This is a genomic window from Sphingobium sp. B11D3B (assembly GCF_025961735.1).
Taxonomy (GTDB): Bacteria; Pseudomonadota; Alphaproteobacteria; order Sphingomonadales; family Sphingomonadaceae; genus Sphingobium.
The window spans coordinates 1725067-1739897 of record NZ_JAOQOF010000001.1; the positions used below are offsets into that span (position 1 = coordinate 1725067).

Here is a 14831-nt window from a genome sequence, read left to right on the forward strand (position 1 = left end):
GCAACGCGGGTTCATCCGCACAAAAATTACTATACGATGATTCAGTATCCGTCCCATATGAGACGATTATTTGATGACTATGTCAACTCGCTTGCGGCGGACAATCTCCGGAAGATGTGAAGTTATTTATCCCAGACATCAGAACGCATGCCGTAAGGGACCGTGTTGATGACAGCCTCGATCTGATCATGCTTACCCGCATCGATCTGAAACAGCTCTGCCACTTGAAACGTCAGAGGAGCGCGGAAGGGCGAGGGCACGGTGAGGCCATTGGTCAGCACCAGATTCTTCACCGCACCCGTATGATCCCAATAAGAGAAGCTCAGCACCAACTGGCGCTCACGATCCACAATCGGATAGCGTCGATTTCTGATGCCCGTCACAAAAGCATAGAAACCACTGAGCTGCTGACCCTCGCAACCCAATATCAGCGCATCAAACCGCTCACGGCCGGGCCTGACCGTCTTCAGATTTGTGGTCTGTCCGCCATTCTCAATGCGCTCGCAGCCCTTTGCAAAAGGAGCACTGGTCTTACCGGTGCTTCCTTGGAGATTGGCAAAATAGGCATCTGCAACACGCACGAGCTCTTCGCGTGACATGCGCTCACGCTCCGCCACATTGCGCTGAAACTGCGGGCGAGGCCTGCCGATCTCCTCGATTTTCGCGCCAGGCGATGCAACAGAGGGACCGGCCGTTCCTCCGCGCGCGACCACTGTTTCGATCTCGCCGATCTTCTGCTCGCGCACGGCGATGCGGAGGGCGATATAAACGGGCCGCCCGTCCTCCATCATGGTCCCTACGAAGCCCGCCTGGCCGGCCTCAGCATCAACGACTGTGATGCGATAGCGGCCGCGCGCGTTGGCCGTCCGCCAAAGCCCGTCCCATAATGCGCGCTCCACGCCATTCTCGGTCGCCTTCACATCGCTGGCGAGCGGGAGCTGGCTGATGTCGTTTGCTGCCATTGCGTCGAGCGTTTGATCGAGCAGCACTTTGAGGCAACCGCGATCGCACGAGACGGGAACTGAATAAGATGCAGGATTGCCCGTCGCCGCCGCACCGGCGCCCGCCAGACATACAGCCGCGAGAGCAGCAGGAATGCGAAATCCGACGGCCTGTGCCGACCTCGCCAGGAGAACACCCGCGGCATGACGGCCTGATTGCAATGAACATAGCGTTTTCGGTTTGGGCACCGAGCGCACTACCTGCTTCACCTTCACCCCCACACCTTCATCGGCATGCTCACTGCCATGATCGGGATCGCGCCGTTTGGCGGACCTCAAGATCTGCGGTGGCAGTGGCAACTGCAAAGCCCAAGCGGCCACCGCCCTTCGCCAGACCCACGTTCGTCGACACATCCACCCCTCCCGATGCCACTGGCAGGGCTTAAGCGCCCGATACTGCATATTGATTATTCTAACACTGTTAGTCTAACAGTGATAGGGAGCATGTCAACCCACGAAACTCCGCTTGCCAAAGACCCAACTGGTAAGGAAAAGCTGCGAGATGCCACTCGACAGACAACAAATTATCGCAGCGACTTTCGACCTGCTCCGCGAAAGCGGGCTGGATGGGCTGAGTATGCGTACGCTCGCAAAACGGCTCGATGTCCAAGGGGCAACGCTCTACCATCATTTTGCGAGCAAACGAGTTCTGCTGGACCATGTCGCCGAGGAATTGCTTGCACCCAGTTGGCGGCCCCCCCTGCCAGGCGAAAGTTGGCGCGCTTGGATATTGGCAATCTCCACGCTCACCAGGAAGGCCATGCTGTCGTGCCAGGATGGTGCTATCCTGTGTGCTGGCGGAGGTCCGACCGGTACTGAACGCTCGCAGCGACTGATCCATACATTATATCAACCACTGTTTGACGTTGGCTTCACCCCGTCGCAGGCCACATTCATTCGCATGTCGGCCTATCGCTTCACGCTTGGCTGGACCATCGATGAGCAGGCTTCTCTCGCGGCAAAACGCGGACGTGCAGTCACGGCGGCGGACGACGCTTTCCATTTCGGCCTGTCAGCTCTTATTCGCGGCCTCCCGGATCCTGACGCATAAAGCTGAGACATTGCCTGTCGAAACCTTTTGCTTGCGCTCCTCCTCACGCTCCGAATAAACAAAACCTAACAGTGATAGGTTTGTGGGAGAGGGTGGATGAATCGCATGAAATTAGCCGTAGTATGGGCCTGCGTTCTGATGATCGGGACGGCAACATTCGCACAGCAGCCCGCGTCTCCCGCCTGCGATCGGACTTGCTTAGAGGGGTGGGTAGACCGCTATCTGGTCGCTATGCGTGACGCCAAGGTGGACCCAACGCTTTTCGCGCGGGAGGCAAAATTCACCGAGAATGGCATTCAGTTGCCGTTAGGCGACGAGGGCCTTTGGCATTCGATGAGCGCGCTTGGTACTTACAAATTCATCGTCCCCGATATCGAAACGCAGCAGGTCGCGTTTCTGGGAACGGTTCGCGCCGAAAATCGCGATGGCAAGGAGGATGTGATCGCCATTGCACTGCGCTTGAAAATCCGTGGCGATCGGATCACCGAGATCGAGCAACTCGCATCCCGCCCGGATGACACAAATAGCAGTCGGAACGACATCCCTCCCACGGGCGTCGGCGTTGAAAAGATGGGGCGGCCCCATCCCTTGTTCACAACGCCGATCCCCGTTGCTCAACGTCAAACGCGCGAGGAATTAGTCAGGACCGCGAATTACTACTTCACGGGGCTGCAGCGTAACGACGGCAGGGGCTATTACCCGTTCACGGATGACTGCATCCGGTTTGAAAACGGCATGGATGTGCTTGCCAACGCGCTTGATCCGGCGACCGGCAAGCGCGGGCGGATGACGTGCAAATATCAGTTCGAAGCCGCGCTCAAGAACATCGTTTCGCGCGTCCGCGACCGTCGCTTCGTTGCGGTTGATCGCGAACGCGGGATCGTGTTCGCATTCGCCTTTTTCGATCATGAGCGGCTCAACTGGACGTGGCAGTTGGGTGAGCTTTTCCGGATAGAAAATGGACAGATCCGCCGGATCGAAGCGATCTTCCACCGCGCGCCTTATGGCATCAACTCAGGATGGAGCACCTACGAACAAGGTCTGTCCGACCAAATTCAAGATATACGTTGAACCCTAATGCCTCAAATGTCTGAGCTGCACCCGGTTTCGTGGACACCAAGATAAGGTGTTTTTGGAACCGGAGGGTGACGATGCAACGACGGAAGTTCAGCCGGGAGTTTAAGCTCGAGGCGGTGAAGCTGGTATTGGAGCGGGGGGGGGCTGCGGCGCAGGCGGCGCGCGATCTCGACGTGCATGCCAACGTGCTGCGCAAGTGGATCCGCGAGGCGGAAGGCGATCCTGGATCGGCCTTTCCCGGCCACGGCAACCTGCGGCCAGAACAGCTTGAGATTGAGCGGCTGCGCCGCGAGCTGGCGCGGATGAAGGCGGAGCGCGACATCCTAAAAAAAGCGGCGGCCTACTTTGCGAAGGACTCGATATGAGGTTCGCCTTCATCGCGAAGCACCGGGGGATCTGGCCGGTATCGTGGATATGCGAGGCGCTCGGGGTCTCGCGCAGTGGCTTTCACGCCTGGCTGGTGCGTACGCCGAGCGCGCGTTCGTGCAGCGACGAAGAGGTTGGCGCGCGGGTGCGTGCAAGCTTCATCTCCAGCTATCGTACCTACGGTGCGCGGCGCGTCTGGCACGATCTTCTGGCCGAAGGCCTTTCATGCGGCCTGCACCGCGTCGAACGGCTGATGCGGGCGCAGGGTCTCCAGGCTCGCCCCCGGCAGCGCGGTCTGCCCAAGGATGAAAGCCAGCGATCGGTGATCGCTGGCAACGTGCTCGATCGTCAGTTCACCGCCGACAGGCCGAACCAGAAGTGGGTGGCAGACTTCACCTATATCTGGACCGCCGAAGGCTGGCTCTACGCCGCAGCCGTCATCGACCTGTTCTCACGCCGCGTCGTTGGCTGGTCGATGAGCGACACGATGACAGCGCAGCTCGTCACCGACGCGCTGGTCATGGCGATCTGGCGACGCGGCAAGCCCGATGCCCTGCTGCACCACTCGGACCAGGGCAGCCAATATACCAGTGAGCAGTTCCAGCGGCTGATGGCCGACAACGGCGTCACTTGCTCGATGAGCCGGTCGGGCAACGTCTTGGACAATGCCGCGATGGAGAGCTTCTTCTCCTCGCTCAAGACCGAACGGATCGCGCGGAAAACATACCGCACGCGCAATCAGGCACGGGCGGACGTGTTCGATTATATCGAGCGCTTCTATAACCCGACACGCAGGCACTCGACCTTGGGCTATCTCAGCCCCATGGACTTCGAGAAGCAGGCTAACGTAGCCTAACCTGGTGTCCGCGGAACCGGGTGCAGCTCAGGTATGATTCAGCACGCGCCAACATAGCCGACATTCGCTTAGCTTAGGCCGTAGACTCATAAGAGCGGAGCCATAGGCGCATTGAGGCGAGTTGGACCATTGCGAGGAAGTTTTCTGCGAGCTTGTCGTATCGGGTTGCGATGCGGCGGAAGTGCTTGAGCTTGCTGAAGAAACGCTCGCCCAGATTGCGCTCGCGATAGAGTCGCTTGCTGAAGCACGGTTTCCATTTGCGATTAGATTTGGCCGGGATGTTTGGCACCGCGCCTTGCGCCTCGATCAGACTTCGGATGCCATCGGCGTCATAAGCCTTGTCGGCCAGAACGATGGTGCGTGGATCAAGACGATCAAGCAGGTCATAAGCAGCAGGTCCGTCGTGGGCTTGGCCGGCGGTCAGGCCGAGCCTGATCGGAAGGCCTTGCGCATCGACGATGGCGTGGATTTTCGTCGTGAGGCCGCCGCGTGATCGACCGAGACAATGATCTCGACCCCCCTTTTTGCCGTCGCAGCCTGTTGATGAGCTCGAACGGAAGTGCTGTCGATCATTTGGATGTCGCCGTCGTAGGCGGCGGTTATGGCGTCCATCATCCGGTCCCACACGCCTGCTTTCCGCCATCGCGTGAACCGGTTGTAGCAGGTGGTGCGCGGTCCATATCGCTCGGGCAGGTCGCGCCATGGGGCTCCCGAGCGTAGTACCCAGAAGATGCCGTTCAGCTGAGCTGCACCGTTTCTGGACCGCTCTGCTGGCAACTTTCCAGCGCGCTGACATCAGGGCGGGCCATGTGCCGCTGATGCCAGGATGAGCGATATCGGCGGTTTGTTGCCGATCGCGCTGTGCGGTCGTACCTCGTTGTAGTCTCGACGCCAAGCCTCGCATTTTCGGACCGCGTCATCTAGGCTCATGAACCAGTGAGCGTTCAGGCATTCCGCCCGGAACTTGCCGTTGAAGCTCTCGATGAACGCGTTGTCAGTCGGCTTGCCAGGCCGCGAGAAGTCGAGGGTCACCCCTTTCATGTAAGCCCACAGGTCGAGCTCGCGGGAGATAAATTCGCTGCCATTGTCAGCCCTGATCGATGCGGGATAGCCAACCTGCGCGCAGACCTGTTCCAGCACCTCGACCACGTCAGGTGCCCGGAACCGGAACCGTGGAACCACTGCCGGCGAGAACCGCGAGAACGTATCGACCACCGTCAAGATCCGCAGTTTCGGTCCCGTTGCGAGCTGGTCATGGACGAAGTCCATGGCCCACACATCATTGACGCGGAAGGCCGCGCAGCGGCCTTCCCTCAGCTTCGCCCTCACTTGCCGCTTGGGCACCTTCTTTCGCAGCCCAAGGCCCATCTCCTTGTAAAGCCGGTAAACTCGCTTGCCGTTGATAGCCCAGCCTTCACGTCGCAGCAGAACATGGATACGGCGATAGCCGTACCGAACACGTGTCTCAGCGATTTCCTTGATTCGCTGCTTGAGGTCGGCCTGATCGGTGCCCTTGCCACGATAGTGGTAGCTGGATCGTTCCGCCCGGAGTACCGCGCAGGCCCGCCGAATGCTAACCTGCCAAGTGCTGCGAACAAGCTTCTCCAGTTGCTCCAGCCCCATCATCACGCGGGCGGTATTGGCGACCTCCCGATCAAACTCGCAAGCCAGCTGCCGCCGGAACGCGGACTCGTTGGTGGCGAGTGCAACATAGAGGGTAGTCGTGAGGCCGTCGCCGGTGGCGTAGTCGTGCATCGACGCGGCCCAGATGTGGCTGCGCCCGTCAGAGGGTGGAGACCGGTCCAACTCCCAGGGATATGCGAGAGACGGACATCGAGGCTGATCCCCTTCGCTCCCTCACAGCGCAAAAGGAGCATGTCGCAATCGAGCAGTCGACTGATCCGATCAGCCTCGGTCCGCAGCAGCGGCGCGGCACAGCTCGTGCCAGTGATCGCGAGGCCAGCAAGCGGCATGCGGAAGCATCCGGCATTTAACATGGCCACGCCCTCAAGGCTCACATCGATGGGGCAGTTGATCATATTCGCCAGCGCGGCGACGTGGCTCTTCACGACATTGCTCATGCGCGGCAGCGTTTCGGCGACCTGTGAGCCGTCAATCTTGATCTGGTACATTTGACTTCCTTGGTGGCCCGCGAGGCGGAGCGAAGCGCGAGGCCCATTGAAATTTCCTAAAACTGCTCAACCCATCTGAGCCTTCCCTCCTGTGATCTTCTTCGGCCCAGCCCTGCGCCCAGCGTCAGGAAACGAGCGCGCCAGCGCTCGCCAATCCCGCCTGCAGGTCGGCATCGTTGCGCCATGGCGGCGCGTCCATGACGGGACCGGTCGATGTGATACGGAAGCACACCGGCTCAGGCTCTCGTTCCTCGGGGTCGGTGAGAAGCCAGAGGCCGCCGGAGCTGCCCCGCCAGAAGCGCAGGCAGCCATGGTCGACGATCTTGCCACCAGCGCAGAGGCGCAGCCCCGCATAGAGGGTCGGCTCTCCCGTCATCGTGCTCCCGATGCTGATCAGGAGCGCCGACACCCGCAGGTCGCGTTGTGCCGTCGCGATACCGGCCGGCCAGCCGTCCACGGCCGGCAGGACCAGCAGATAGGAGTTGGGTTCGTAGAAGCAGGGATCATTCCGGATCGGGATGAGCCCGGGTTCCGGCTTGAACAGCCAACCGACAATGCGCGCGATCATATGGACGGCTGCGATCGCGCGGGCTTCATCGGCGCGATAGGCGTCGGTTTTGTATTTCATAGAGATTGTCCTGAGGGGAGCGACCGTCCGGTCGCGGACTGTCGTAATCTTGGGTGTGGGACAGCGCGCCGTCGGCGCGCTGTCCCACGGGATCAATCGTCTGAAGGATGGACGATGATCGAATAGATGGCCGGACGGTCGGAGGGCCGTGTCGCGCCAGCATGGAGATCGCACAGGGTTGCATAAACGCTGTTCATGTCCGCCCGCAGTTCGCCCGGCGCGCTGCACATCTGGCACAGCGTTCTGGATGATTGCTCGGCAACGCGAGCAAGAGCATCGGCCTCCCTGTTATAGCGGTCGAACCGAATGCATAGTTCGCCGAATTTCCGCTTCGCACCCGTGACTCGCAACGTCGGATCAATCGCGGTCAGGCGTTCGATAAACTGCTGGTAGAGCCCGCTCCAGCCAGTTGGCAGATGGTCCTGCCACATCATGTTCTTGTCGAAGATCGTTGGTTCCATTCTCTTTTCCTTCCAAAACTGGTTTGGAAAATTCTGGATCAAATTCCCTTTCCGTCTCGACCGCGTCGAAGGGCTTCTGCCACGATGTCCGGCTCGGCGCTGAAGGTTTGCGGCGAGATTTCGACGCGCCAAAACGTCCATCGCAGATCAACATCGACAACGGGAGCGAGCGCCTCGGCGAAGATGTCCAGCACGGACCGGCCAGGCGCATTTTCTGTCAACTTGGTTGTCGATGATCGTAGCTGAGTGTCAGCCGCATAAAAATTGAATCGGTGCCCCTCCCGCACGACTATCAAATCTTGCCTTGCAAGCGCGCGAGCGATCGGATCGATCTTGTCGACCAGCTCTTCGATCGCGGCGCGAAAATGGGGTTCGCGCTCCGCCTTGGCCCGGATCGTTGCCAGTGCGGATTTAATCGCACCTCTGCGTTCGGCCGAACGTTTCTCTCTTTCTTTCGCTTGCCTTCTTTTTGCCTCTGCGACGCGTTTCTGAGCAGAATGCCACGCATCCAACGCGCCGCGAAGAGCCGCCTGCACGTCCGGATCGAAGGCCACGGGCGCAAAAGCCGTCTTCAGACCCTCATCAGCAAACTGGGCCGGGGCCATCTGGCCGGCCCGCTGGATGGCCGGCGGTCCGGCGTCGTCCGAGAGATCGCGCAGCGCATCGAGGAACGCATGCCATTTTTCGCGATAGATCTGCTGGACCGACTGTTCATTCTCAAACAGGTCGGCATGCTTGTAGACCGGATCGGCAAGGTGAGCCGGGTGGATCGAAAAGCCATCAGCCGCACGTACGAGAGGAAGGAAGGGACGCTCAGCTATGCCGCGGACCGCTGCCTCGATCGCTGCACGCCGGACCGGATCAGTGTCACGCTGCGTGATTAACTTCGCCATCGCCCCGCGGCGCATTTTGTCACGGTGAGCCGGAATGACCATGCCGAGGCGGACCAACTCATTTCTGTGGTCTGCAATGGCCTTGCCGGCGGCACGCTTCGTGCCGATCGCCACGAAGCGCTTCCGCCAATCCCGTAAAGCGCCAGCCATCCTTGACGATTGCTGGCGTGCAGCCTGGAGGATCAGACGTCTTTGAGCGACGTGGGCGGCATCCATGAATGACGACCGGTTCGCGGCGTGTTCGCCAAGCCGGATCTTGGCGATGGAAAGGCGAGACGAAATTTTGGTGCCAGCTTTGTTCAATGCGTCCGAAACGCGCTGGAAGCGACCAGCGGCCAATTGGCGATACTGCTCGCGATGAAATGGAATGCGGTGTTTCAGGCTGGTGAACTCTCGGCGATGGCGCGCGTTCGCCGCGGCCATCACCTTTTTCGCAGACATAAGATCCTGCCAAGCACGCCATTTGAAGATTGCAATGCGGCCATTTGCTATGTTCGCTTTGGCAAGGGGTATCGCGTGGACCGCCTTCGCCCATTCCAGCTTGCCCTTCGATCGCACGACAAGAGCGGCGCGATCGCAAATCTGCGAACGCCCGGTGGAAATCCGTTCGATGAGACCGTCGCGGGTCTTCAGGAGAACGCCAGTTGCAACCTGGAGTGAAGCAAGCCGCTTCTTTTCATGCGCCTGTTTGACCAAAAAGAGATGGCTTGTGACCGCGTCTGCGTTCCGCCGGTGTTGGGCGAGAACGTCGCCGGCGATGCGGCGGCGTCCCGCCAGCACTCCTTGTTTCCAGACGCCAATTTGCTTGGAGCGGCGCTCGACGTGGTACTGCAGACTGGCCCGCAGGACCGCAAGCCTCGCACGATAGGCCACATCGCGCACGCGCTGGAGATTGGCCTGGTGTGCGCACATTGCTGAGGCAATCGTGCGCGCATTGATCCGCTGCTTGAACAGGTCGATCCGGTCAGAAAAATTGGCCAAAGCCGACGCGTGGCGCAGAATGGCATCCGTGCTGTGCTGCAATTTCTTCAGATCGGCACGTTCGCGCAAAAGAGCCACTTCCCGCGCCTTAGAGCCACGGCCGCGCTTCATCTGTCCGGGCTCCTCGCCGCGTTCGGCACGCGTCAGATGGGTGTACCGCCGCTTGCGGCCGGCTCGGGCAAGGGCTTCATTAATTTGGACGACGAAGTGACGGCGCATCAGCTTCATGCCTGCGGCGGTGTTAAGTCCGGACCAGGTGGCAGCGGAAAAATCCCAATCATAAGCCGACTTTCGCACCACATACCGGTTGGCGGCCTGAAGATGGAGATGATAGTTCCGATTGTCGCCACCCGGGTCGGGGCGGTGGAGCGCGGCCACGAACGGGATGCCACGTGCTTCCAAAGGCCGCGTGATCGCCTCCGCCAGCCCGATCCGCTGCTTTTCCGTCAGTCCGTACGGCAATGGGATGATGATCGAGAGATAGACATTCGCATTCTCCCGATTAAGCCGTTCTACCTGCTCCAATGCTCTCCAAAAGGCTGTGACTTCGGTGCGATCATCACCGATATTGCTCATCCATCCCGCTTCGCCGCCTTCGAGCGCATCTTCGCGCATGATGTAGCGGGCAAATCGACCGGCCTCCCCAGGGCGCCATGCACGACCAGAGATGCTTTTCAGGCCGCGACTTTTCCACTGTACGTAGAGTGACTGAAGGCCGTCGTCGGATGCCAGGATGGGACGCAAGCTGCCGAAACTATCCAACGTCTTATTCGCGCGGTGAAACAAATTACGCGCGGTCTTTTCCGATATGCGAGGACGTTCGTTCTGTTTGACCCGGATGCGGAACCGCGACCGCTTTTCGAGTTCACGGTCTTCGCGCAGCCGCTTCAGCCTTGTCATCGTCGAGAGAGCCTGTGCCTCGCGGTCAGCCTCACGCTCACGGGCTGCACGGTTCCGTTCGCTCCGTACGGCCGCACATAATGCGACGATTTCATCCGACTGACGGACAATATCTGCAATCGGACGAAGCATTTCCACCTTCCAGACATTTTGAAAGGGGGTGGTCGATTGCGTTGTTGGCCGACGAGGAAAACAACGCTTTAACGCGCACCACCCCCTTTCTCTTGCTCCCACTTAGCCGGATCTGAGAGTGGTGGCTGCGCGACCCATGTGCGCGTCGGTCATGTACTGCTAATTCGCCGCATGGGTCGCTGATGCACCCACATCGCCTTAACCTGGCCCGTCACATGGGTCGCAGAGTCCCCGTCGGGGCGGGCGGTTAGAAATATAGTGCACATGGGTCGCGCAGTAGGGCGCTCAGCCCATCGCTACGTGCGCAGCATGGACACTGAACTCGCCCTATCGGCTCTCCCAGATCGACTGCACGAACGCGCCGCCACATATAGCGCGCGGCTCTCAGCAATCGAAGGCGAACTCTCCGAGCTCAATCGGTTGGCAGCTGCAAGTGGTAAGCGGCGCGGCGACCGTCGGCCTGGCGGAGACGATACGCAGAAGTACAGGCTGGGTTCGGTGTTCGCAATGCTTGTTTGCGACCTAGGCGATCTGGACGACTTGGCGATCCTCGGCCTTTTCGCGGACGCGTCTGTACCCCTTCCGCTCTTGAATGAAGCTGCGCTTGGCAGTGGTGGATCGCTGGTCGATCTGATCGTCGCCATTCTTTCGGACGCGAATATCAGCGCGCCCTTTCGCGAGCAGGGGGCGCTGCTGCGGTGGCAATGGCATCGCGACCTGTATCATGCTGAGGTGGAGGCGTTCTCGAAGTCCGAGGCGAGCCGCAATCCTCGCGCCGCCTGGCGCCGCAAGCCGCCGACGAGCCGGCAAATCTATCTGATTTCGGAGGCCATCCGCGCCTTTGAACTCGATCCGCCCTCTGTGAGCACTCGTGGCGAAGCCTACGAGTGGCTGCGCAAAGTCGGCGGCAACCCGCGATTTGCGCATTCCGTCGAAAGGAAAAAATGATGGCACTTAATGATTTGTTACAAGCGCTTGAGGAGAAGATGCAGCGTTGCGCCGAGGCCGAGCGCCGCGTCGAGAAGGCCCATGCCGAAGGTACTCTCACTGGCAGCCATATCGACGCTCTCGAACTGGAAGTGAACCAGTACGAGCAAATTCTCGATCAGGCTGCACGCGAACTCGACAGCTTGGATGAACAACTGAGAAACTGGAAATGAAGAAGTCCGAAGGCAAGCGTTCGCGAAAAAAAACGGACCTACAATCTGATCGACCTCCGCTGGCTCACCTCCATCGTGACCAGAGTACCCGATCCGGCCGATTTCGATGAATTTATACGAAAAGTATCAGAGGCTGCTGAGCTTAACGGATGTGATCCTGATGACCTCGATCAACTGCTCTTTGATCTGTCATTGAAGGATCTGCGCAGCCTTCCTCCGGCGGCACTGCGCGCGCGCGAACTTCCAATCCCGCAGCATCTGATCAGGCTCGAAGACTATCCGGTATCGCTTGCGAACGAGAAACTCATCCATGCAGGGCAGGACGCGAGTCTGACCGCGCTCGTGGAGCAGACCTGGACCGGCTTTTGTGGCGCTCCGGCGCTTCGGGACCACTCCGCAACCCTGCTATTGCTGGCGAGGTCAGCCGACGAAGGGGAGCGCTCCTTCTATCTCCGCGTGATGGCTGGGCGTCACAGAACGGCGCTCTGGCACCTGCGAAAATCGGGCCCGCCCGGTGAATTAACGATGCGGGCGTGCCTTGATCTCAATCTTCGTCCAGGCAGTGATCTTCAACGCGCGGGACGTCCAAGCGACGATCGCAGATGTTCATCTGGCAATGGTGGAACCCGTTTTCGGCTTGGTTGAGGGGGTCAAGGGCTATATCCGGGCGAGCGGACTCAACACCATATTCAAGAAGGTCAAGGAAGACGCGAAACACTGCCTCAAGGGCTACATGACGCGCTCCGAGCGAGATGCGCATCGCCGCCAACGCATCGCTGAACGGAGGCCTGGAAAACCTGTCGCTCCGCCGAGCTATGCGAAGGTCAAGGGTGTTGTTGCAAAAAGGGTTGGACAGCTGGTCGAGCAAAGGCTCGCCAAGTTGTCGCCCCAGCAGGTCGTTAAATTGCGTCGTCGACTCGATCGGATCATGGAGTCCGCTCGCGAAAAGCTCGAAGCCTCTGCTCACTTCTTTCCCAATACGCCTACGACCATTTCGTCAATCTCCCGCAGCGACGGGTCGAGGGATTCCATCGATATCACGTCAAAGCTCGCCACTGCCGCGCGATACTCGGGTCTGGGACCAGTAGAATGTGCCGCCGTGAGTATATGCCGCTTCGTGCAGTCAGCGGTTTGCCTTCGAGACAAGTTCAATCGAGCCGCCACATCCTTTGAGGCAGGGGGCGATCTGTCGTTCGATCTAGGGCACATGCCAGGCTTCGACATCGCTGCCATGCCGCTCGGCTCCAAAACCCACATCAAGATGCTGCTGGATTCGTATCGCCGCCTCGTGCTGGACGACGCGGCCTACGGTGCGAAATCGGGCGGGAGGCCACAAATGGAGCCGTTTGACAACCAAGGGGCGGAAGAAATCGATGCAGCCATGACGTGGCTGACCATGCTCGGACCGAGAGAGATGGGGGATTTCGAAGGCGACATTAATTCGGAGCGTAAAACCTTCCACCTTCTGGATGTCTTGCCAGAGGTCCGCCTGAGCCGCTGACCATTTGAGCGTGCATCGCGCAAAGTGCACATGGGTCGCGCAGCATTCGGAGGCGGAGATCGACATGAAATAATTCATGCCGATCCCGTCCAACCCTCATGAGCAACCGGTCGCGCCTGCCCCCGCAAGCGAGGGGGATGAGACCACCAATGCGGGTGGACGGAGACAATATGAGGTGCACAGCGCGCTTTCTTGTTCTATGTTCGTTCTAGACGAGGAGGTCGCCTTGCTGGACCGGCTTCTTGGCGCTGAAATTTCCGCTCTCTTCGATCATTGAACTGTAGCGGGACCAAAAGGTGGACGTATGCAGTTGGACTTCAAGGGCAAGCGCGTTTTCGTTTACGCGCGGGTATCGACGGTACGTCAGGAGAGAAACGATCTTTCGCTTCCGGATCAAATTGCCAGCGCCGAGCGCTGGATAGAAGAAAACGGCGCCGCGTGCGTTCGGGTATTTTCCGAAGCTGGAAGCGCCACCGATGATGAGCGACGTGCTTTCCGGGAGATGATCTCGCTCGCCGAAGCCGATGAATGCCCTGTCGACGTCATCCTCGTCCATTCGCTCTCGCGCCTGTTCCGCAACGCGCTCGATTTCATGCAATACCGGGAGCGCCTGCGTCGCCGGAAGGTTCGCATTGTCTCGATAACACAGAACTTCGGCGACGATCCAGCATCCGACATGGCCGTCGCCATGTTGGCCATCTTCGACGAATATCATTCTGCTGAGAACGGCAAGCACGTCCGTCGCACGATGATTGCGAACGCCCTCGCGGGGTATTGGAACGGTCAGACTCCGCCGCTTGGATTCCGCACTTATGTAGCGCCTCAGCCACGCGGCAAAGACCGCAAGAAGTTGGAGCACGACCCGGAGACGGTGGAATTGGTGCGCTACATCTTCGATGCCTATCTTAATGGCACAGCCGACGGTCCGATTGGCATCACTACCTTGGCGGAGCACCTGACCGCGCGAGGCGAGCGCATTCGGGGCAAGCTGTTCAGCGTATCAAACGTGCACGGCATCCTGACCAACACCGCTTACATCGCCTACGTACTGTATAATCGGCGCGACTCCCGAACCGGAGAAGCGCGACCGGAATCGGAATGGGCTCCCATCCCGGTGCCGCCTGTCGTCAGCGAGGAGGTCTTTTACGCCGTCCGCAAACAGATGGCCGACCGGGATCCGCGCATGGGGGAGGCCGCAGTCAAAACCAATATCAAGTTGCTGACCAACCTCGCTGTGTGTGGCTGTGGCGGGGATGGCTGCGGCGCGGGCATGGGAGCCGTCACGGGCAAGTCCGGTCGATATGCCTATTACGGCTGTGCCGCCCGGGTGAAGAAGGGCCCGACTGCCTGCAAGGGGCGTCGAGTTCCCATGCAAATGCTCGATGACATCGTTGTCGATGCCGTCGCAGAACAGCTCACGGTACCCGAGCGGCTCCACGCGTTGCTGCAAACATGGCTCGATCGTTCCGCCACCGCGCTCGCCGAGCGTGAGGCCAAGCTTAAGCGTCTTCGTACGCGCCTGACCCAACTCGACGGTGAAAGCGCAAGTGTCATTAAACTGGTGCGCAACGGGATATGCAGCGCCGACGATCCGCAGATTGCTGTCGAACTAAACAATATTCGCGCCCAGCGAATCAGTGCGGAGGCGGACATTGCTGTGCTGGAGCGCCAGCTTGATGCTGGAAATCACAA

General features: G+C 59.6%; 11 protein-coding genes and 3 pseudogenes. 8 read left to right on the top strand and 6 right to left on the bottom strand.

Annotated elements, in window-relative coordinates:
- Positions 1 to 122 precede the first annotated feature (122 nt).
- A complete protein-coding gene (locus M2333_RS08085; protein ID WP_264584660.1) occupies positions 123 to 1322 on the bottom strand; it encodes a hypothetical protein in 1200 nt (399 codons plus the stop codon).
- A gap of 181 nt (positions 1323 to 1503) precedes the next feature.
- On the opposite strand from M2333_RS08085, the gene M2333_RS08090 reads away from it, so the two are divergent.
- The 3 genes from M2333_RS08090 to M2333_RS08100 all read left to right on the top strand — a co-directional run bounded on the left by M2333_RS08090 (position 1504) and on the right by M2333_RS08100 (position 4351).
- Positions 1504 to 2052 (top strand): TetR family transcriptional regulator, encoded by a 549-nt coding sequence (locus tag M2333_RS08090; RefSeq protein ID WP_264584659.1) that lies wholly within the window; start codon positions 1504 to 1506, stop codon positions 2050 to 2052.
- Positions 2053 to 2283: 231 nt separating this feature from the next.
- A complete protein-coding gene (locus tag M2333_RS08095; protein WP_264611426.1) occupies positions 2284 to 3123 on the top strand; it encodes a hypothetical protein in 840 nt (279 codons plus the stop codon).
- Positions 3124 to 3203: 80 nt separating this feature from the next.
- A protein-coding gene (locus M2333_RS08100; RefSeq protein ID WP_264612595.1) for an IS3 family transposase occupies positions 3204 to 4351 on the top strand; the annotation gives its coding sequence in 2 pieces (ribosomal slippage) (positions 3204 to 3465 and positions 3465 to 4351; 1149 coding nt in all).
- 73 nt (positions 4352 to 4424) lie between these two features.
- Here the strand turns inward: M2333_RS08100 and M2333_RS08105 are convergent.
- The 5 genes and pseudogenes from M2333_RS08105 to M2333_RS08125 form a co-directional block, all read right to left on the bottom strand.
- A pseudogene (locus M2333_RS08105) lies at positions 4425 to 5092 on the bottom strand (IS5 family transposase); the annotation flags it as partial.
- A gap of 54 nt (positions 5093 to 5146) precedes the next feature.
- A pseudogene (locus M2333_RS08110) lies at positions 5147 to 5947 on the bottom strand (IS3 family transposase); the annotation flags it as partial.
- Between the two features lie 660 nt (positions 5948 to 6607).
- On the bottom strand, positions 6608 to 7111 hold the full coding sequence (locus M2333_RS08115) for a hypothetical protein (RefSeq protein WP_264611427.1): 504 nt from the start codon (positions 7109 to 7111) through the stop codon (positions 6608 to 6610).
- 92 nt (positions 7112 to 7203) lie between these two features.
- Positions 7204 to 7572 (bottom strand): hypothetical protein, encoded by a 369-nt coding sequence (locus M2333_RS08120; RefSeq protein WP_264611428.1) that lies wholly within the window; start codon positions 7570 to 7572, stop codon positions 7204 to 7206.
- A gap of 38 nt (positions 7573 to 7610) precedes the next feature.
- Complete coding sequence (locus tag M2333_RS08125) at positions 7611 to 10484, bottom strand: hypothetical protein (protein WP_264611429.1); 2874 nt, start codon at positions 10482 to 10484, stop codon at positions 7611 to 7613.
- Positions 10485 to 10787: 303 nt separating this feature from the next.
- On the opposite strand from M2333_RS08125, the gene M2333_RS08130 reads away from it, so the two are divergent.
- The 5 genes and pseudogenes from M2333_RS08130 to M2333_RS16995 form a co-directional block, all read left to right on the top strand.
- Positions 10788 to 11426: a hypothetical protein gene (locus M2333_RS08130; protein ID WP_264584652.1), complete on the top strand. Its 639-nt coding sequence runs from the start codon at positions 10788 to 10790 to the stop codon at positions 11424 to 11426.
- Positions 11426 to 11638: a hypothetical protein gene (locus M2333_RS08135; protein WP_264584651.1), complete on the top strand. Its 213-nt coding sequence runs from the start codon at positions 11426 to 11428 to the stop codon at positions 11636 to 11638. The genes M2333_RS08130 and M2333_RS08135 overlap by 1 nt, the downstream gene beginning before the upstream one ends.
- A gap of 75 nt (positions 11639 to 11713) precedes the next feature.
- A complete protein-coding gene (locus M2333_RS08140; RefSeq protein ID WP_264611430.1) occupies positions 11714 to 12283 on the top strand; it encodes a hypothetical protein in 570 nt (189 codons plus the stop codon).
- A complete protein-coding gene (locus tag M2333_RS08145; RefSeq protein WP_264611431.1) occupies positions 12177 to 13139 on the top strand; it encodes a hypothetical protein in 963 nt (320 codons plus the stop codon). Before M2333_RS08140 ends, M2333_RS08145 begins: the two co-directional genes overlap by 107 nt.
- Positions 13140 to 13443: 304 nt before the next feature.
- A pseudogene (locus M2333_RS16995) lies at positions 13444 to 14532 on the top strand (recombinase family protein); the annotation flags it as partial.
- Positions 14533 to 14831 lie beyond the last annotated feature (299 nt).